Origin of the sequence: Pseudoxanthomonas jiangsuensis (genome assembly GCF_010093185.1) — a bacterium.
GTDB lineage: Bacteria > Pseudomonadota > Gammaproteobacteria > Xanthomonadales > Xanthomonadaceae > Pseudoxanthomonas > Pseudoxanthomonas jiangsuensis.
Genome location: NZ_PDWL01000008.1, coordinates 87,697 through 105,934, shown reverse-complemented (window position 1 = coordinate 105,934; position 18,238 = coordinate 87,697). Strand labels below are relative to the sequence as shown.

Here is an 18,238-nt window from a genome sequence, read left to right as displayed (position 1 = left end):
CGACTTTGCCGTGCTGCAGCGTGTCAAAAACCGTGCTTTCAATTTAATGAACTGGACGGTATAGTCCAGTTTCCACAGGAGCCGCCCGTGCCCAGCCCCAGTCCCGCCGCCCCCCGCCAGGCTGACGACGCCCGCCACCAGCTGGTGTGCGATGCGGTGCGCGCCCTGGTGGCCGAACGCGGGGTCAACATCAGCATGGAGGCGGTGGCAGCGCGTGTCGGTTGTTCGAAACAGACCCTTTACGCCCGCTATGGGTCCAAGAAGGAGCTGTTCGCCCAGGTCACCCACGAAGGCATGGCCACCACCCACCTGCCGCCGGTCCCCACCGCCGCCACCCTGCCCCGCGCCCTGCTGGCCTTCGCCGAGGAACACCTGGCGCACCTCGCCGAGCCGGAGACCATCGGCACCGCCCGCCTGGTCACCGCCCAGGCCGGCCAGTTCCCGGAGGAAGTCGCCACCCTCTACCAGGCCTATGTCGGCACCCTGGAGTCGCGCCTGGCGACGTGGCTGCAGCAGGCCATGCGCCGCGGCCTGCTCCGGCATGACGATCCTCACTTCGCCGCCGAACTGCTGCTGGGCATGATCGTGGGCCTGGATTTCGACCGCCAGCGCCACCTGGCCCCGCACCGCGCCGACCCGGCCGAGCGTTCGCGCTGGGCGGCCTTCGCCATCGACAGTTTCCTGCGCGCCTTCGCGCCGCCTGTCTCCCGTTCCTGACACAGTAACCACCTCGTCCCCGGAGCCTTCCCGATGACCATCTACCGCCCCCTGCTCCTGGCCTGCAGCCTGCTGGCCCTGGCCGCCTGCAAGCAGGAACAGGCCGCCACCCCGCCGCCGCCCGAAGTGGGCGTGGTCCAGGTCCAGCCGCAGACCCTGCCCCTGCAGCGCGACCTGGTCGGCCGCCTGTCGCCCTACCGCAGTGCCGACGTGCGCGCCCGGGTGCCGGGGGTGCTGCTCAAGCGCACCTACCAGGAAGGCAGCGACGTCAAGGAAGGCCAGGTCCTGTTCGAGATCGACCCGGCGCCCCTGCAGGCCTCGCTCGGCGTGGCCAAGGCCCAGCTCGCCCAGGCCGAGGCCACCTACGCCAACGCCCGCACCGCCGCCGAACGCGCGCGCCAGCTGGCGCCGCAGAAGTTCGTCTCGCAGAACGACCTGGACAACGCCGTGGCCACCGAGCGCAGCGCCGCCGCCGCCGCCCAGGCCGCGCGCGCCAGCGTGCGCAACGCCGAGATCGACCTCGGCTATGCCCGGGTCACCGCGCCGATCGCCGGCCGCGCCGGCAAGCAGCAGGTCACCGAGGGCGCGCTGGTCGGCCAAGGCGAGGCCACCCTGCTGACCACGGTCGACCAGCTCGACCCGCTGTACGCCAATTTCTCGATCAGCTCCACCGAGCTTGAGCAGTTGCGCGGCGCCGGCAACGTCGAGCTGTCGGGCACCGGCAAGTCGACCGTGCAGGTGCTGCTGCCGGGCGGCCAGGCCCACGCCCAGGAGGGCACCCTGGACTTCTCCGACACCACCGTCGACCCGGCCACCGGCGCGGTTTCGCTGCGCGCGGTCATCCCCAACCCGGAGCATGCGCTGCTGCCCGGCAGCTTCGTCACCCTGAAGGCCAACCTCGGCCAGCAGAGCGGCGTGTTCCTGGTGCCGCAGGCGGCGGTGCTGCGCGACGCCAACGGCGCCTACGTGTACGTGGTCGGCGGCGACGGCAACGTGGCCCGGAAGAACATCACCGCCGCCAGCGCCGCCGACGGCCAGTGGCTGGTCACCGCCGGCCTGGCCGCGGGCGACCAGGTGATCGTGTCGGGCGTGCAGAAGGTCAAGGAAGGCGCGCCGGCCCAGGCCAAGCCCTGGCAGCCGGAGGCGGCCGCCGCGACGGCCGGCCAGCCCGCCGCCCCGGGCACCGCGCCGGCGCCGGCCAAGCAGGCCGAAGCGCCCGCACCGGCCAAGGACGCCGCCGAGAAGCCGGCCGAGTAAGGACGCAGACCCATGCCCAAGTTCTTCATCAACCACCCGGTCTTCGCCTGGGTCGTGGCGATCCTGATCTCGCTGTCCGGCGTGATCTCGATCCTCGGCCTGGGCGTGGAGTCCTACCCCAACATCGCCCCGCCGCAGGTCACGGTCAGCGCCAGCTATCCCGGCGCCAGCGCCGACACCGTGGAGAAGGCGGTCACCCAGGTGATCGAGCAGCAGCTGACCGGCATCGACCACCTGCTGTACTTCAACTCCTCCTCCAGCTCCAACGGCCGCGCCAGCATCACCCTGACCTTCGAGACCGGCACCGACCCGGACATCGCCCAGGTCCAGGTGCAGAACAAGGTCTCGCTGGCCACCCCGCGCCTGCCCACCGAGGTGACCCAGCAGGGCGTGGTGGTGGCCAAGGCCAACGCCGGCTTCCTGATGGTGGTGGGCCTGGTCTCCGAAAACCCGTCGGTGGACCGCAACGCGCTCAACGACCTCAACGGCTCGCGGGTGATCGACCAGGTCTCGCGCATCCCCGGCGTGGGCAGCATCCAGCAGTTCGGCGCCGAGTACGCGATGAACATCTGGCTCAACCCGGAGAAGCTGCAGGGCTACGGCCTGTCGGCGACCCAGGTGCTGGCCGCGGTGCGCGCACAGAACGTGCAGTTCGCCGCCGGCGCGGTCGGCGCCGACCCGGCGCCGGAAGGCCAGGCCTTCACCGCCACGGTCTCGGCCGAGGGCCGTTTCACCACCCCCGGCGAGTTCGAGAACATCATCCTGCGCGCCGACGCCGACGGCACCACCGTGCGCCTGAAGGACGTGGCCCGGGTCGGCTTCGGCCCCGGCTCCTACGGCTTCGACACCCAGTTCAACGGCAAGCCGATGGGGGCCTTCGCGGTCCAGCTGCTGCCGGGCGCCAACGCCCTGAACGTGGCCGAGGCCGTGCGCGCGAAGATGGACGAGCTGCAGGCCACCTTCCCGCAGGGCGTGAGCTGGATCTCGCCGTACGACAGCACCACGTTCGTGAAGATCTCGATCGAGGAAGTGGTCAAGACCTTGGTCGAGGCGGTGGTGCTGGTGTTCCTGGTGATGCTGATCTTCCTGCAGAACATCCGCGCCACCATCATCCCCACCCTGGTCATCCCGGTGGCTTTGCTGGGCACCTTCCTCGGCCTGTCGATCATTGGCTTCACCATCAACCAGCTGACCCTGTTCGCGCTGGTGCTGTCGATCGGCATCGTGGTCGACGACGCGATCGTGGTGATCGAGAACGTCGAGCGGATCATGACCGAGGAAGGCCTGTCGCCGCGCGAGGCGACGATCAAGGCCATGGGCCAGATCACCGGCGCGGTGGTGGCGATCACGGTGGTGCTGGCGGCGGTGTTCATCCCCAGCGCCCTGCAGGGCGGCGCGGCCGGCGAGATCTACAAGCAGTTCGCGCTGACTATTGCTATTGCCATGGCGTTCTCGGCCTTCCTGGCCCTGGGCTTCACCCCGGCGCTGTGCGCGACCTTCCTCAAGCCCAGCCACCACGCCAACTCCAACGTGGTGTTCCGCACCTTCAACAAGTACTACGACCGGATCAGCGAGACCTACGTCGGCCACATCGGCAGCGCGGTCAGGCACGCCCCGCGCTGGATGGTCCTGTTCGCGGTGCTGACGATCCTGTGCGGCTTCCTGTTCACCCGCATGCCCGGCAGCTTCCTGCCCGAGGAGGACCAGGGCTACGCGATGGCGATCGTGCAGTTGCCGCCGGGCGCGAGCCTGCAGCGGACCCAGGGCGTGTTCGCCGAAATGCGCGGCCGCCTGGAGCAGATCGACGGCTTCCAGAGCATGCTGCAGGTGGCCGGCTTCAGCTTCGTCGGCTCCGGCGAGAACGTGGGCATGGCCTTCATCAAGCTCAAGCCCTGGGACGAGCGCGACCTGACCGCGCCGGAGTTCATCCAGCAGGCCAACGGCACCCTGTTCGGGATCAAGGAGGCCACCATCTTCGTGGTCAACCTGCCCACCGTGCAGGGCCTGGGCCAGTTCGGCGGCTTCGACATGTGGCTGCAGGACCGCACCGGCCAGGGCCAGGCCGCCCTCACCCAGGCGCGCAACATGCTGCTGGGCAAGGCCGCGCAGACCCCGACCCTGACCGGCGTGCGCCCCAACGGCCTGGAGGACGCGCCGCAGCTGCAGCTGCACGTGGACCGCATCCAGGCGCAGTCGATGGGGCTGGAGGTCAGCGACATCTACAATGCCATCAGCCTGATGCTGGCGCCGGTGTACGCCAACGACTTCTTCTACGAGGGCCGGATCAAGCGCGTGAACCTGCGCGCCGACGCACCGTACCGGCTCGGCGCCGAGTCGCTGGGCAGCTACTACACGCCCAATGCCGATGGCGGCATGATCCCGCTGACCAGCGTGGTCCAGGCCGACTGGAAGACCAGCGCGCCCTCGCTGAACCGCTACAACGGCTACGCGGCGGTGAACATCGTCGGCTCGCCGGCGCCGGGCAGCAGCTCGGGCCAGGCGATGGCGACCATGGAGGACATCGTCGAGAACGACCTGCCGGCCGGCTTCGGCTACGACTGGTCGGGCATGTCCTACCAGGAGATCCTGGCCGGCAACACCGCCACCCTGCTGCTGGTGCTGTCGATCGTGGTCGTGTTCCTGTGCCTGGCGGCGCTGTACGAGAGCTGGTCGATCCCGGTGGCGGTGCTGCTGGTGGTGCCGCTGGGCGTGCTCGGCGCGCTGCTGTTCAGCCTGGCCCGCGGCCTGCCCAACGACATCTTCTTCAAGATCGGCCTGATCACGATCATTGGTCTTGCGGCCAAGAATGCGATCCTGATCGTGGAGTTCGCGGTCGAGCAACGCCTGGCCGGCAAGACCCTGCGCGAAGCGACCATCGAGGCCGCGCGCCTGCGCTTCCGCCCGATCCTGATGACCTCGTTCGCGTTCATCATGGGCGTGGTGCCGATGGCCATCTCCACCGGCGCCGGCGCCAATGCGCGGCATGCGATCGGCACCGGCGTGATCGGCGGCATGGTGTTCGCCACCTTCCTCGGCCTGTTGCTGATCCCGGTGTTCTTCATCGTGGTCCGGCGCATGCTCGGCGACCGCCTGGACGAGCCGTCGAAGGAGTGGCTGGAGAAGCAGGAACGCGAAGGCGGCAACGCGCTGCGCTGACCGGTTCCTCCGTCATGGACGCGAAAGCCCCGGCCGCAAGGCCGGGGCTTTTCTTTGGTTCTCCACCCGACTGGAAAGGCGGGAGGTTGGGTCGCGGCGGTGCGGCACGATGCCTGCTGCCGCTCATGTCCCCCGGCTGCGGCCTGCGGCCGCAGCCTCCTCCTTTACTTCCCGTCAGCAGGCATCACACCGCACCGCTTCACGGTCATCGGCCGCCGAACGAAAGGCCAAGGCGCCGCAGCACTGCATCCGCACTCTCCCCGCTCCTCTGCAAGGAAAGCGCGGCCGCGCCCCTACAAGGCCGCGTTCGCCACCGGCGCCACGTAGGCTGCGCGCGCGGCGCGCACCGCCTGCTGATGCTGCTCGGCCCAGTCGATCAGGCCGCGCACGCGTTCGAAGAACGAATGCCCCAGCGCGGTCAGGGCGTAGTCCACCCGTGGCGGCACGGTCGGGAACACGGTGCGCACGACCAGGCCGTTCTCCTCCAGCTGGCGCAGGGTCTGGGCCAGCATCCGCGGGGATACATCCTCGATCCGGCGCTTGAGCTCGGTGAAGCGCAGGGTGCCGCCGGCGGACAGTTCGATCAGCACCAGCACCGTCCAGCGATCGCCGAGGCGGTCGACCACGTCGCGGATCGGGCAGCGTTCGGCCAGTTCGCTGTGCTGGCGGTGCAGGGCCATGGGATCTCCTTCGGCGGATGGGGTGCGGCGGCGTCGGGACGCCCGAGGCCGGTTACCGCGCGGTAACCGGGTTACGGCCGGCTCCCTGCTTCTCGGGCTTGGCCACCATTACTACCATATCGTAACCAATGACCGATCCGGTACCCAAGGAGCCTTGCGATGCCCACCGCCCCCACCCTGCTCGTCACCGGCGCCTCCGGCCACCTCGGCCGCGCCGCCCTCGATTACCTGCTCGACCAGGCCGGCGTGCCGCCTGCACGCCTGATCGCCACCACCCGCGATCCGGCCAGGCTGCAGGACCTGGCCGCGCGCGGCGTGCAGGTCCGCGCCGCCGACTTCGACCGGCCGCAGACCCTGGACGCCGCCTTCGCCGGCGCCGACCGCCTGTTGCTGGTGAGCACCGATTCCCTGCTCGAGCCGGGCCAGCGCCTGCGCCAGCACCGCGAAGCGATCGACGCGGCCGTGCGCGCCGGCGTCGGCCACGTGGTCTACACCTCGATGCCCAAACCCGAGCCGGGCTCGCCACTGCTGTTCGCCGCCGACCACTACGGCACCGAGCAGGCGCTGGCCGGCAGCGGCCTGGCCGGCTGGACCGTGCTGCGCAACGCATGGTATTTCGAGAACCTGTTTCAGTCGCTGCACCAGGTGCTGGCCGGTGGCCGCTGGTACAGCGCCGCCGGCGAGGGCCGGATCGCGCACATCGCCCGCCAGGACCTGGCCGAGGCGGCGGCTATTGCCTTGGCCTCGGACTTCGCCGGTACCCGCACCCTCACCCTGACCGGCAGCGAGGCCTTCACCACCCGCGAGATCGCCGCCCTGGTGGCAGCGACCGCCGGCAAGCCGATCGAGGTCGTGGACGTGCCGGTGGCTGTGCTGGCGGACGGCATGCGCCAGGCCGGCCTGCCGGGCCAGCTGCCGGAGGTGTTCGCCTCGTTCGACAGCAACACCGCCGCCGGCGGGCTGGCCGAGGTCACCGCCGACTTCCAGGCGCTGACCGGGCGCGCGCCGCTGCCCTACCGCCAATGGCTGGAACGCAACCGCCAGGTGATCGCCGCGGCCTGAGCCGGAAACGCGAACGCCCCCGCATCGGATGCGGGGGCGTTCGGGGTCGCACGCTCCGGCGTGAGGGCCGGACGGCGACGCGGGATTACTTCAGCGCTTCCTGGTAGCGGCGCTCGACCTCGTCCCAGTTGACCACGTTGTAGAACGCGCCGATGTAGTCCGGACGGCGGTTCTGGTACTTCAGGTAGTAGGCGTGCTCCCACACGTCCAGGCCCAGCACCGGGGTGTTGCCGTCCATCAGCGGGCTGTCCTGGTTGGCGCTGCTCTCGACCACGACCTTCTTGTCCGGGGTCACGCTCAGCCAGGCCCAGCCGCTGCCGAAGCGGGTCAGCGCGGCCTTGGTGAAGGCTTCCTTGAACTTCTCGAAACCGCCCAGGTCCTTGTCGATCGCCTTGGCCACCTCGCCCTTCGGCTCGCCGCCGCCGTTGGGCGACATCACCGTCCAGAACAGACTGTGGTTGGCGTGGCCGCCGCCGTTGTTGCGGACCACGCCCTGCAGGTTCTCCGGCAGCGACTTGGTCTTCTTCACCAGCTCCTCGACCGGCAGGTCGGCGAACTCGCTGCCTTCCAGCGCGGCGTTGACGTTGTTGATGTAGGTCTGGTGGTGCTTGGTGTGGTGGATCTTCATCGTCTCCGTATCGATGTGCGGTTCCAGCGCATCGTAGGCATACGGCAACTCGGGGAGGGTATAGGCCACGGTGGTCTCCTTGGATTTCGTGCCCGGACAGTCCCGGGCGCGGCGGGGGACAGTGTAGGGACGCCGGCCGGGCTTACCAAGATGCGACGGGGAATGCTGCATCCCGGCCGGTACGGCGGCAGGGGCGCACAGGGTGCCGCGGTGCCGGTTCGGCGGGCGTGAAGCGTCCCGCGTGGCGGCGTTCAAGCAGGCGGCGCCGCGCTCGCGCATACTCGGGCGCATCGTCATCCCCCGGCATTCCATGTCCTCCCGACGCCTCACCCGGCTGCTGGCCGTGGCCTTCGTGTTCGCGCTGCTGGCCTGGCAACTGTGGCCGTCGGCGCGCGGGGACCGGGCGTCCGCCGTCGATGCGCCCGCGTCCGCTGCGGCGCCGGCTGCGGAACCGTCCGCGCCCGCCTCCGTTGCCGCGGACGATGCGGCAACGGCATCCTTGCCCGCCACTGCCCTGCCCGCCTTCCTGCCGGCCGAGGCGGGCCCGGGGATCCGCACCATCCAGCAGGGCGGGCGCTTCCCGCACCGCCAGGACGGCAGCGTGTTCGGCAACCGCGAAGGCCGGCTGCCGTCGCGCCCGCGCGGCTGGTACCGCGAATACACCGTGCCCACGCCGGGGCTGCCGCACCGCGGCGCGCGGCGGATCGTCACCGGCGGCGACCCGCCGCGCGACTGGTACTACACCGACGACCACTACGACAGCTTCCGCGCCTTCCAGCCGCCGGCGGCGGAGGGCATGCGATGAGCGAATCGGGATTCGAACTGGGCCTGGACGACCCGGAGCGCGCCGGGATCTACGAGACCGACGACGCCACCCTGCCCGCGCTGGCCGCCGCCGCGCGCGACGCCGGCCTGCTGGTGCGCCTGGTCGACCTGGACGGCTGCCACGACAAGGCCTCGCTGCTGCTGCGCATCGCCACCGTGCTCGACCTGCCGGCCGGCTTCGGCCGCAACTGGGACGCGCTCAGCGACGCCCTGCGCGACCTGGCCTGGATGCCGGCGACCGGCTACGCGCTGATGTTCGAGTCGGCCTCGCCGTTGCGCGCCGAGCGGCCGCAGGACTTCGACGTGCTGGTCGACGTCCTGCACGAGGCCTGCCAGTGGTGGGCGCAGGCCCGGGTGCCGTTCTGGGTGTTCCTGGCCCTGGACGAGGAAGAGGACGAGCCGCCGCCGTCGCGGCCGCACTAGCCCCTCAGCCGTCCAGCTCCGCCCAGCGGGCGTAGGCGGCGTCCAGTTCGGCCTGGGCCTCGGCCATGCGCCGGGTGTGCGCGGTCACCGCGCCGGCGTCCTGCTGGTAGAAGCCGGCCGCGGACATGGCCTCGGCCAGCTGCGCCAGTTCGCCCTCCAGCGCATCGATCCGCGCCGGCAGCTGCTCCAGCTCGCGGCCTTCCTTGTAGCTGAGCTTGCGCTTGCCCATCGGCGCGGTGACGGGCGCCGGAGCGGCGGCCTGCGGAGCTTCCACCGCCGCGGGCCTGGCCGCCGGCTTCGCCGCCACCGCGGCGGCCGGCGCTGGCCTTTGCCGCAGCCAATCGCTGTAGCCGCCGACGTACTCGCCGACCTTGCCCTGCCCTTCCATCACCAGGGTCGAGGTGACCACGTTGTCGAGGAAGTCGCGGTCGTGGCTGACCAGCAGCAGGGTGCCGGCGTAGTCGGCCAGCAGTTCCTCCAGCAGTTCCAGGGTCTCCACGTCCAGGTCGTTGGTCGGCTCGTCCATCACCAGCAGGTTGGAGGGCTGGGCGAATAGCCGCGCCAGCAGCAACCGGTTGCGCTCGCCGCCGGACAGGCGGGTGATCGGCGCCCGCGCGCGCTCGGGTGTGAACAGGAAGTCCTGCAGGTAGGCCAGCACGTGCTTGCGGCTGCCGTTGAGCTCGACGAAGTCCTGGCCGCCGGCCACGTTCTCCATCGCGTTCCAGTCCTCGCGCAGGCCGGCGCGGTACTGGTCGAAATAGGCCACCTGCAGGTTGGTGCCCAGCTTCAGCTCGCCGCTGCGCGGCGGCAGTTCGCCCAGCAGGAGCTTGAGCAGGGTGGTCTTGCCGCTGCCGTTGGGACCGACCAGGCCGATCCGGTCGCCGCGCAGGACCACGGTGGAGAAGTCCTCGACCATGACCCGGTCGCCGAAAGCGAACGACAGGCCCTTGGCCTCGATCACCTTCTTGCCCGAGGACTCGCCCTGGGCCGCCTCCATGCGCACGTTGCCGCCCAGCTCGCGGCGCTGGGCGCGCTCGCTGCGCATGGCCTTGAGCCGGCGCACGCGGCCCTCGTCGCGGGTGCGGCGAGCCTTGATGCCCTGGCGGATCCAGGCTTCCTCCTGGGCCAGGAGCTTGTCGAAGCGCGCGTTCTCCTGCGCTTCGGCGTGCAGCCGCTCCTCGCGCCGGCGCTGGTAGTTGTCGAAGTCGCCCGGCCAGCTGCTGACCTGGCCGCGGTCGATCTCCACGATCCGGGTGGCCAGGGCGCGCAGGAAGCGGCGGTCGTGGGTGATGAACACCACGCTGCCTTGCCACTCCCTGAGGAAGGCCTCGAGCCAGTCGATCGCCTCGATGTCCAGGTGGTTGGTCGGCTCGTCCAGCAGCAAAAGGTCCGGCGCGCAGGCCAGCGCCCGCGCCAGCAGCACCCGCCGCTTCATCCCGCCGGACAGGCGCGCGAACTGGGCCTCGCCGTCCAGTTCCAGGCGGCTGAGCACCTCGGCCACGCGCCGGTCCAGGCTCCAGCCGTCGGCGGCGTCGATCTTCGCCTGCACCTGGCCCACGGCCGCGGGGTCGTACTCGGCGGCATGGCTGAGGTGGTGGAACTGCGCCAGCCACGCGCCCAGTTCGCCCAGGCCGGCGGCGACCACGTCGAACACGCTGCCGCCGGTGTCCTGCGGCACTTCCTGCTCGAGGCGGGCGATCCGCACTCCGGACTGGACCCGGACCTGGCCGTCGTCCGGCTGCAGTTCGCCGGCGATGAGCTTGAGCAGGGTGGACTTGCCGGCGCCGTTGCGGCCGATCAGGGCGATCCGCTCGCCGGGTTCGATCGACAGTTCAGCGCGTTCCAGCAACAAGGGGCCGCCGACGCTGTAGTCGACGTTCTGCAGGGTGATCAAGGGCATCCGCGCATTGTACGGGTTGGGCCAGGTGCGCCGGCCCGCAACCTGCGAAAATGGCGCATGACCGATTTCGCCTCGCTGCCGCTCTCCCCCGCCCTGCGCCCCGGCCTGGACGCGCTGGGCTACACCACCGCCACCCCGATCCAGGCGCTGGCCCTGCCGCCGATCCTGGACGGCCGCGACCTGATCGCCCAGGCCCCGACCGGCAGCGGCAAGACCGCCGCCTTCGGCCTGGGCCTGCTGCACAGGCTGGACCCGGCCGTCACCCGCTGCCAGGCCTTGGTGCTGTGCCCGACCCGCGAACTGGCCGACCAGGTCGGCAAGCAGCTGCGCCGGCTGGCCACCGGCATCCCCAACCTCAAGCTGAGCATCCTCACCGGCGGCATGGCGCTGGAGCCGCAGATCGCTTCGCTGCAGGCGCACGACCCGCAGGTCGTGGTCGGCACCCCGGGCCGGGTGCAGGAGCTGGCCCGCAAGCGCGTGTTGCACCTGGGCGGCGTGCGTACCCTGGTGCTGGACGAGGCCGACCGCATGCTCGACATGGGCTTCGAGGAGCCGGTGCGCGAGATCGCCGGGCGCTGCGACAAGCACCGGCAGACCCTGCTGTTCTCGGCCACCTTCCCGGAGCAGATCCGCGAACTGGCCCGGCAGCTTCTGCGCGAGCCGGCTGAGGTCGGGGACGAGGGCGGCCAGGCCGCGCCGCGGATCGAGCAGCGCTTCTTCGAGGTCGACCCGCAGTTCCGGCAGAAGGCGGTCGCCGGCCTGCTGCTGCGCTACCGGCCCGAGTCGGCGGTGGTGTTCTGCAACACCCGCAAGGACGTGGACGAGGTCGCCGGCTCGCTGCGCCAGTTCGGCTTCTCCGCCCTGGCCCTGCACGGCGACATGGAGCAGCGCGACCGCGACGAGGTGCTCCTGCAGCTGGCCAACCGCAGCTGCAACGTGCTGGTCGCCAGCGACGTGGCCGCGCGCGGGCTCGACGTCGAGGACCTGGCCGCGGTGGTCAACTACGAACTGCCGACCGACGTGGACGCCTACCGCCACCGGATCGGCCGCACCGGACGCGCCGGCCGCACCGGCCTGGCCCTGAGCCTGGTGGCGCCGCGCGAGAACCCGCGCGCGGAGATGATCGCCGCCGCCCAGGACGCGCCTCCCCCGCGCGAGGCCTCGCCGCTGGCCACCGGCCGACCCGCGCAGCCGGCGCAGGCGCCGATGACCACCCTGCGCATCGACGGCGGCAAGACCGACAAGATGCGCCCCGGCGACATCCTCGGCGCGCTGACCGGCGAGGCCGGGCTGGCGGCCAAGGCGATCGGCAGGATCGCCATCCACGCCACCCGCTCCTACGTGGCGATCGAGCGCAGCCAGGCCGCGCGCGCGCTGTCGCGGCTGGAGGCCGGGAAGATCAAGGGCAGGCGCTTCCGCGTGCGCCCGCTCTGACGGCTTCTGAGTGCTCTTCATGTAGGAGCCGGGAGACCGGACATTCGTCCGTGGAAGAGCGCCGGCGACCGTGGCGGCGGACGGATCACTGGAACCCGGTTTCACGCAGACGCCTCCGCCATGGCAGTCGCCGGCAAGACCGGCTCCTACAGGAGAAGCAGCGACTGCAAAGGCACGTCCGCCGGCCAGCGCTCGCGTCCCTCAAAGGCGGCCAGTTCCGCCAGCACCGCCGCCCCGGCCAGCTGCGCGCCCTGCCTGTGCAGCACCCGCGCCGCCGCGGCCAGGGTGCCGCCGGTGGCCAGCACGTCGTCGACCAGCAGCACCCGCGTTCCGGCCGGCAGCGCATCGGCCTGCACCTGCAGGCGGTCCTGCCCGTACTCCAGGGCGTAGGCCTCCTCCAGCACCGCGCCCGGCAGCTTGCCGGGCTTGCGCAGGGGGACGAAGCCGGCATCCAGCTCGCGCGCCAGCGCCGCGCCGAGGATGAAGCCGCGCGATTCGATTCCGGCCACGGCGCGGATACCCTGCCCGCACCACGGCGCGGCCAGCGCCTGCAGCATCGCGGCGAATGCGGCCGGATCGGCCAGCAGCGGCGCGATGTCGCGGAACACGATCCCCGGCGACGGGAAATCGGCGACGTCGCGGATCAGGCGGGACCAGGCGGGCGGCGGATTCGGCATGGAAGGCGGCAGGCTTTGGAAGTCCATCGATCCTAGCGCAGCGTCCGGCTTCGCCGATGACCCGCTCAGGAGCTGCAGGACAGCATCGAGCACCCGGCCCGCTGTCGCGCCCACTCCGGCCGCCGTGACGCGTAATGGCTGCGCCCCGGCTGCTCCTCGTACGGCCGCCGCAGCACCTCCTGCAGCGCCTCCACGCCGCCTAGGTCGCCCTGCTCGGCGCGGTCGATCGCCTCCTGCGCCAGCCAGTTGCGCAGCACGTACAGCGGGTTGTGCCGGCGCATCGTGTCCCTTCGCCCGGCCGCATCCAGCGGATCGGCGGCCAGCCGCGCGGCGTAGCGCGCCAGCCATTGGCGCAGGCGCGGCTCGACCGCCGCCCGCGCATCCGGATCGTAGAACGCCGCGTCCACCACGCCGATGTCCGGTGCGGCCGGGTCAAGGCCGTCGAGTCCGCGGAAGAACAGGGTCATGTCCACCTGCCCGGCCTGCAGCAGTTCCAGCAACTGGTCGAACAGCGCCACGTCGTCCCCGTCGGCCACGGCCAGGCCGAGCTTGCCGGCGACGGTTGCGCGCCGCGCCCGCTCGTAGGCGTCGGCGAAGCGCTGCAGCCCCGCCTCCAGCGGCGCGGCGGTGGCGAACAGCGGCGACAACGCCTGCGCCAGCCGCACCAGGTTCCAGTACGCCACCTGCGCCTGGGTACCGAAGCGGTAGCGCCGGCCCTGCGCGTCGGTGGTGTTCGGGGTCCAGTCCGGGTCGTAGTCCTCGATCCAGCCGTAGGGACCGTAGTCCAGGGTCAGGCCGAGGATGGACATGTTGTCGGTGTTCATCACGCCGTGGACGAAGCCCACCCGCATCCAGCCGTCGACCATCGCCGCGGTGCGCTCGCAGACCTGGGCGAACCATTCGCCATGGCCGGCCTCGCCCTGCCCGGCCAGCTGCGGATGGTGGTGACGCAGGACGAAGTCGGCCAGCTGCCGCACCAGCGCCGGATCGCCGCGCGAGGCCGGCAGCTCCCAGCTGCCGAAGCGCAGGAAGCTGGGCGCCATCCGGCACACCACCGCGCCCGGCTCCGGGCGCGGATGGCCGTCGTAGAACATGTCGCGCACCACCGCCTCGCCGGTCGCCACCAGCGACAGCGCCCGGGTGGTGGGGATGCCGAGGTGGTGCATCGCCTCGCTGCACAGGAACTCGCGGATCGAGGAGCGCAGCACCGCGCGGCCGTCGGCGAAGCGCGAGTACGGGGTTTGCCCGGCGCCCTTGAGTTGCAGTTCCCAGCGACCGCCGCCGCCGACCGCCTCGCCGAGCGAGATCGCGCGGCCATCGCCCAGCTGCCCGGCCCAGCTGCCGAACTGGTGGCCGCCGTAGTTGGCCGCCCAGGGCTGCATGCCCGGCAGCAGGGCGTTGCCGGCGAACACCTGGGCGAACGCGGGATCGGCAGCGTCGGCCGCGTCCAGCCCGACCAGCGCCGCCGCCTCCGGCGACCAGGCCAGCAGCCGCGGCGCGGCCACCGGGGTGGGATCCACCCGCGACCAGGCCGCGCCCGGCACCTGGCGCACGCGCGGCCCCTGCTCCGGATCGCCGGGCAGCTCGCGCAGGAAGGCGTTGTCGAATTCGATCTGCATACGCCGCATTGTCCTCCTGCGGGAGCCGCTCAGCCCGACGCCAACGTGAAGGGCCCGCCCTTCTCCAGCGCCCGCTGGTAGGCCGGGCGCGCGTGGATTCTCTGCAGGAACCCGGCCAGGTTCGGATGCCCGTCCAGGCCGCCGCGCACCGCCGCCGCCTCGACCGGGAAGCTCATCTGGATGTCGGCCGCGGTGAAGCGCTCGCCGGCGAACCAGCCGGTCGCGGCCAGCTCGCGTTCCATCCAGTCCAGGTGCAGTTTCAGCTGCGGGCCGACGAAGGCGGCCATGGCCTTGGCGGTGATCGCCCTGGCCACCGGCCGGGCGAAGAACGGCATCTTCGCCCCGCGGATCCGGGTCATAACCAGGCTCAGCAGCAAGGGCGGCATCGCCGAACCCTCGGCGTAGTGCATCCAGTAGCGGTAGCGCAGGCGCTCGGGCGAGGTTGCCGGCTGCGCCGGCGGCGACAGCGCCTGGGCGGTGTCGTAGCGCTCGACCAGGTATTCGAGGATCGCGCCGGACTCGGCCAGCGCCTGGCCGTCGTCGACCACCACCGGCGACTTGCCCAGCGGATGGATCGCGCGCAGCTGCGGCGGCGCCAGCAGGGTCCGCGGATCGCGCGCGTAGCGCACCAGCTGGTACGGCAGCGCCAGCTCCTCCAGCAGCCACAGCACGCGCTGGGAACGGGAGTTCTCGAGATGGTGGACGGTGATCACGCGCGCGGCTCCGGCGGAAGATCCACTGATCCTAGCGGTTGCGGCCGCCGCCGATGCGTCCTCGGGCCCGGAAATCCGGACCCCGGAAACGGAAAACGCCGGAGGCTTGCGCCCCCGGCGTTCCGTGGTGGCCTGCCTTGCGGCGGGCCGGCGCGATTACAGCGCCTGCACCTGGTCGGCCTGCAGGCCCTTCTGGCCCTGCACGACGATGAAGGAGACCTTCTGGCCTTCCTGCAGCGACTTGAAGCCATTGCCCTGGATCGAGCGGAAGTGCACGAACAGGTCGGCGCCGCTCTCCGGGGTGATGAAGCCGAAGCCCTTGGCGTCGTTGAACCACTTGACGGTGCCGGTCTGACGATCGGACATAGTTGCTAACTCCTCAACAATACAGTCTTGAATGGAAAAACCGGCCGCGGAAACCCTCCGCGTCGGTACTGTGGGTTGCAGGTGTTAGGCAAAGCGGATCGATGTAGCGGATCGTCGGATCGACTGCATCAGGCCACGAACCACGGTGACCCAGGCAAACACAGTGCGCGCACCATACCCGGATTCGGGCCGAATAGCGAGCGCCTATGGTCGGGCGGTTCAGGCCGCCTGTCCGCCGCCCTGCCCGGCCGCGGCCAGGCCCCAGGCCTGGGCGGCGATCCGGTAGGACTCCAGGCGCGCGGCGTGGTCGTGCAGGTTGGCCACCACGATCAGCTCGTCCGGGCGGTGGCGGGCGGCGAATGCGGCCAGGCCGCCGGCCACGGTTTCCGGCCCGCCGACCACGCTGCAAGCCAGGGCCCGCTCCACCCCGGCCTTCTCCTCCGGAGTCCAGTAGGCCTCGATGTCGTCCAACGGCGGCGGGATCAGTCCGGCGCGGCCGCGGCGCAGGTTGACGAAGGCCTGCTGCGGGGTGGTGAACAGCCGCCGCGCCTGCGCGTCGGTGGCCGCGGCGATCACGTTGATCGCCAGCATCGCGTACGGCTGGCGCAGCTGCGCCGAGGGCCGGAAATCGCGGTGGTAGAGCATCAGCGCCTGGTCCATCGCGTCGGGCGCGAAATGCGAGGCGAAGGCGAACGGCAGCCCCAGCGCAGCCGCCAGCTGGGCGCCGAACAGGCTGGACCCGAGGATCCAAACCGGTACCTCCAGCCCCGCGCCCGGGACCGCGCGCACCGCCTGCCCGGGCTGGGCCGGCTGGAAATAGGACAGCAGCTCCTGCACGTCCTGGGGGAAGCGGTCGGCGCCTTCGAAGTAGCGGCGCAGGGCGCGCGCGGTGGCCTGGTCGGTGCCGGGCGCGCGGCCCACGCCCAGGTCGATCCGGCCCGGGTGCAGCGCCGCCAGGGTGCCGAACTGCTCGGCCACCTGCAACGGCGAATGGTTGGGCAGCATGATCCCGCCCGCGCCGACCCGGATGCTGCGCGTACCGGCGGCCACGTGCGCGATCAGCACCGCGGTGGCGGCGCTGGCGATCCCGGGCATGTTGTGGTGTTCGGCCAGCCAGAAGCGGCGGTAGCCCAGCGCCTCAGCGTGCCGGGCCAGGTCCAGGCTGTTGCCCAGGGCCGCGCCCACCTCGCTGCCCTCGCACACCGGCGCCAGGTCCAGCACCGACAGCGGGATCGACGGCATCGTGCTCATCCGCGCACGCCCGCTACCTTGGCAGCGGCACCACCGGCGCCGCGGGCAAGGGCAGCTCCGGCGCCGGCCTCAGGGTGGCCACGCCGTGGCCGCGCTCGCCCAGGTATTCCAGCCACTTGCCGAGGAAAGTGTTCATCCGCAGGCGGTGGCCGACCAGTTCGGCCGGCGGCGGAAACAGCCCGATCGCGTCCTGCCAGCGGCGGCCGACGTAGCAGTGGGTGGTCTCGACCTGGCGGGCGTCGCTGTACACGCGCAGATAGGCCGACGGATCGGGCTCGCCGGTCAGCGGATCGCGGATGTCGTAGGTCAGGCGCAGCTCGAGCGTGTACGGATGCCGCTCGAGCACGTCCAGGCGCAGGTCCAGGCCGTCGCCGACCGAGGAGACGTGGCTGCCCGTGGCCAGGCCGGAAGGCGCGAACAGCCGGGCCAGGCGCGCATGGTTCTCCGCGTACAGCCCCATCAGCCAGCCGAAGCGGCTCAGGCTGGGAAATCGGGTCGCGGTGTGGAGGGTCTGCTGCATGCGGCCGATGCTACACGCTGATCCGCGGCGGCGGCAGCATTGATTTCGGCCCCTGGCGTCCCTACTTTGGAGGGGCTCCGCCCGCGCCGCGCGGCGCTCAGAACATGCCGCGCTGCAGGCCCAGGGTGGACAGCACCTTGCTGGAGATCTCCTCGATCGAGGTATGGGTGGTGCTCAGCGTCGGGATCCTCTGCATGCTGAACATCGCCTCGGCCGCCTGCACCTCGCGCCGGCAGGTATCCAGCCTGGCGTAGCGCGAGTCCGGCCGTCGTTCCTGGCGGATCTGCTGCAGCCTCACCGGATCGATGGTCAGGCCGAACAGCTTGCGCCGGTACGCCTTCAGCCGCGGCGGCAGGGCATCGCCCTCGAGGTCGTCGTCGGTGAGCGGATAGTTGGCCGCCTTCACCCCGTAGTGCAAAGCCAGGTACACGCAGGTCGGGGTCTTGCCCGCGCGCGACACCCCGACCAGGACCACCTCGGCTTCCTCGTAATCCAGGGCCACGCCGTCGTCGTGGCTCAGCGCGTAGTTCATCGCGTTGATGCGGCGGTGGTAGGTCTCGAAGTCGACCATGCCGTGGGCGTGGCCGACGCGGGACTGGCGTGGCTGATTCAGTTCGCGCTCGAGCGGTTCGATGAACGGCGCGAACACGTCCAGCATCAGGGCGCCGCTCTCGGCCAGGAGCATGCTCAGCTGCGGATCGACGCAGGAATTGACCACGATCGGCCGAACCCCGTACTGCTCGCCGGCGGCGCGGATGCGTTCGCTGGCCTCGCGCGCCTTGTCCGGATCGTCGACGAAGGCGAGCCGGTCGGTGAGGAAGCGGAAGTCGCTGAACTGCGTGAGCAGGCTGTGGCCGATGGTCTCGGCGGTGATACCGGTACCATCCGAGACATAGAAAACCGGGCGTATCGCGGTCATTGGGAACCCTCGAATCGAAACGTGTTGAGCGTGATCGTCAACATTGCGATGCGCCGATGCCGGGGAGCATCATAACGGCCCCACACACCTC

17 protein-coding genes are annotated in these 18,238 nt (G+C 71.0%); 7 read left to right on the top strand and 10 right to left on the bottom strand.

Translation table 11 applies throughout. The annotated features are described in order from the left end of the window. Nucleotides 1-87 precede the first annotated feature (87 nt). From CSC62_RS07125 to CSC62_RS07115, 3 genes are read left to right on the top strand one after another with little or no spacing between them, the layout of a single operon-like run. Nucleotides 88-717 (top strand): TetR/AcrR family transcriptional regulator, encoded by a 630-nt coding sequence (locus CSC62_RS07125; RefSeq protein ID WP_162405478.1) that lies wholly within the window; start codon nucleotides 88-90, stop codon nucleotides 715-717. Between the two features lie 33 nt (nucleotides 718-750). Next, nucleotides 751-1,974, top strand: coding sequence for an efflux RND transporter periplasmic adaptor subunit (locus CSC62_RS07120; RefSeq protein ID WP_162405477.1), 1,224 nt, complete (start codon nucleotides 751-753; stop codon nucleotides 1,972-1,974). A 12-nt stretch (nucleotides 1,975-1,986) separates the two neighbouring features. After that, complete coding sequence (locus CSC62_RS07115) at nucleotides 1,987-5,130, top strand: multidrug efflux RND transporter permease subunit (protein ID WP_162405476.1); 3,144 nt, start codon at nucleotides 1,987-1,989, stop codon at nucleotides 5,128-5,130. A gap of 293 nt (nucleotides 5,131-5,423) precedes the next feature. Here the strand turns inward: CSC62_RS07115 and CSC62_RS07110 are convergent, their stop codons facing one another. Then, nucleotides 5,424-5,810, bottom strand: a complete 387-nt coding sequence (locus CSC62_RS07110; RefSeq protein ID WP_162405475.1) for a winged helix-turn-helix transcriptional regulator — start codon at nucleotides 5,808-5,810, stop codon at nucleotides 5,424-5,426. A 159-nt stretch (nucleotides 5,811-5,969) separates the two neighbouring features. Here CSC62_RS07110 and CSC62_RS07105 point away from each other — a divergent pair, with 159 nt between their 5' ends. After that, a complete protein-coding gene (locus tag CSC62_RS07105) occupies nucleotides 5,970-6,872 on the top strand; it encodes an SDR family oxidoreductase (RefSeq protein WP_162405474.1) in 903 nt (300 codons plus the stop codon). Between the two features lie 85 nt (nucleotides 6,873-6,957). Here CSC62_RS07105 and CSC62_RS07100 read toward each other — a convergent pair whose 3' ends face one another. Continuing rightward, on the bottom strand, nucleotides 6,958-7,569 hold the full coding sequence (locus CSC62_RS07100) for a superoxide dismutase (RefSeq protein WP_162405473.1): 612 nt from the start codon (nucleotides 7,567-7,569) through the stop codon (nucleotides 6,958-6,960). A 241-nt stretch (nucleotides 7,570-7,810) separates the two neighbouring features. Between CSC62_RS07100 and CSC62_RS18270 the strand changes: the two genes are divergently transcribed. Further along, nucleotides 7,811-8,305 (top strand): guanyl-specific ribonuclease, encoded by a 495-nt coding sequence (locus CSC62_RS18270; protein WP_162405472.1) that lies wholly within the window; start codon nucleotides 7,811-7,813, stop codon nucleotides 8,303-8,305. Further along, the gene (locus CSC62_RS07090) at nucleotides 8,302-8,748 is read left to right on the top strand and encodes a barstar family protein (protein ID WP_162405471.1); all 447 of its coding nucleotides are present in this window, start codon (nucleotides 8,302-8,304) and stop codon (nucleotides 8,746-8,748) included. The genes CSC62_RS18270 and CSC62_RS07090 overlap by 4 nt, the downstream gene beginning before the upstream one ends. Nucleotides 8,749-8,752: 4 nt before the next feature. Here CSC62_RS07090 and CSC62_RS07085 read toward each other — a convergent pair whose 3' ends face one another. Next, nucleotides 8,753-10,648 carry an ATP-binding cassette domain-containing protein gene (locus CSC62_RS07085; protein ID WP_162405470.1) on the bottom strand — a complete coding sequence of 632 codons (1,896 nt, stop codon included), beginning with the start codon at nucleotides 10,646-10,648 and terminating at the stop codon, nucleotides 8,753-8,755. A gap of 57 nt (nucleotides 10,649-10,705) precedes the next feature. Here CSC62_RS07085 and dbpA point away from each other — a divergent pair, with 57 nt between their 5' ends. Further along, the gene (gene dbpA / locus CSC62_RS07080; protein ID WP_162405469.1) at nucleotides 10,706-12,082 is read left to right on the top strand and encodes an ATP-dependent RNA helicase DbpA; all 1,377 of its coding nucleotides are present in this window, start codon (nucleotides 10,706-10,708) and stop codon (nucleotides 12,080-12,082) included. 146 nt (nucleotides 12,083-12,228) lie between these two features. On the opposite strand, the gene CSC62_RS07075 is transcribed toward dbpA, so the two are convergent. The 7 genes from CSC62_RS07075 to ppsR all read right to left on the bottom strand — a co-directional run bounded on the left by CSC62_RS07075 (nucleotide 12,229) and on the right by ppsR (nucleotide 18,147). Then, a complete protein-coding gene (locus tag CSC62_RS07075; protein WP_246194260.1) occupies nucleotides 12,229-12,759 on the bottom strand; it encodes an adenine phosphoribosyltransferase in 531 nt (176 codons plus the stop codon). A 65-nt stretch (nucleotides 12,760-12,824) separates the two neighbouring features. Beyond that, nucleotides 12,825-14,378: a protein adenylyltransferase SelO gene (locus CSC62_RS07070; protein WP_162405467.1), complete on the bottom strand. Its 1,554-nt coding sequence runs from the start codon at nucleotides 14,376-14,378 to the stop codon at nucleotides 12,825-12,827. A 29-nt stretch (nucleotides 14,379-14,407) separates the two neighbouring features. Continuing rightward, complete coding sequence (locus tag CSC62_RS07065; protein ID WP_162405466.1) at nucleotides 14,408-15,091, bottom strand: glutathione S-transferase family protein; 684 nt, start codon at nucleotides 15,089-15,091, stop codon at nucleotides 14,408-14,410. Between the two features lie 156 nt (nucleotides 15,092-15,247). After that, nucleotides 15,248-15,457 (bottom strand): cold-shock protein, encoded by a 210-nt coding sequence (locus tag CSC62_RS07060; RefSeq protein ID WP_052629443.1) that lies wholly within the window; start codon nucleotides 15,455-15,457, stop codon nucleotides 15,248-15,250. A 219-nt stretch (nucleotides 15,458-15,676) separates the two neighbouring features. Continuing rightward, a complete protein-coding gene (locus CSC62_RS07055) occupies nucleotides 15,677-16,708 on the bottom strand; it encodes an LLM class flavin-dependent oxidoreductase (RefSeq protein ID WP_162405465.1) in 1,032 nt (343 codons plus the stop codon). 13 nt (nucleotides 16,709-16,721) lie between these two features. After that, a complete protein-coding gene (locus CSC62_RS07050) occupies nucleotides 16,722-17,228 on the bottom strand; it encodes a DUF1249 domain-containing protein (protein ID WP_162405464.1) in 507 nt (168 codons plus the stop codon). 97 nt (nucleotides 17,229-17,325) lie between these two features. After that, on the bottom strand, nucleotides 17,326-18,147 hold the full coding sequence (gene ppsR, locus CSC62_RS07045; protein ID WP_162405463.1) for a posphoenolpyruvate synthetase regulatory kinase/phosphorylase PpsR: 822 nt from the start codon (nucleotides 18,145-18,147) through the stop codon (nucleotides 17,326-17,328). Nucleotides 18,148-18,238 lie beyond the last annotated feature (91 nt).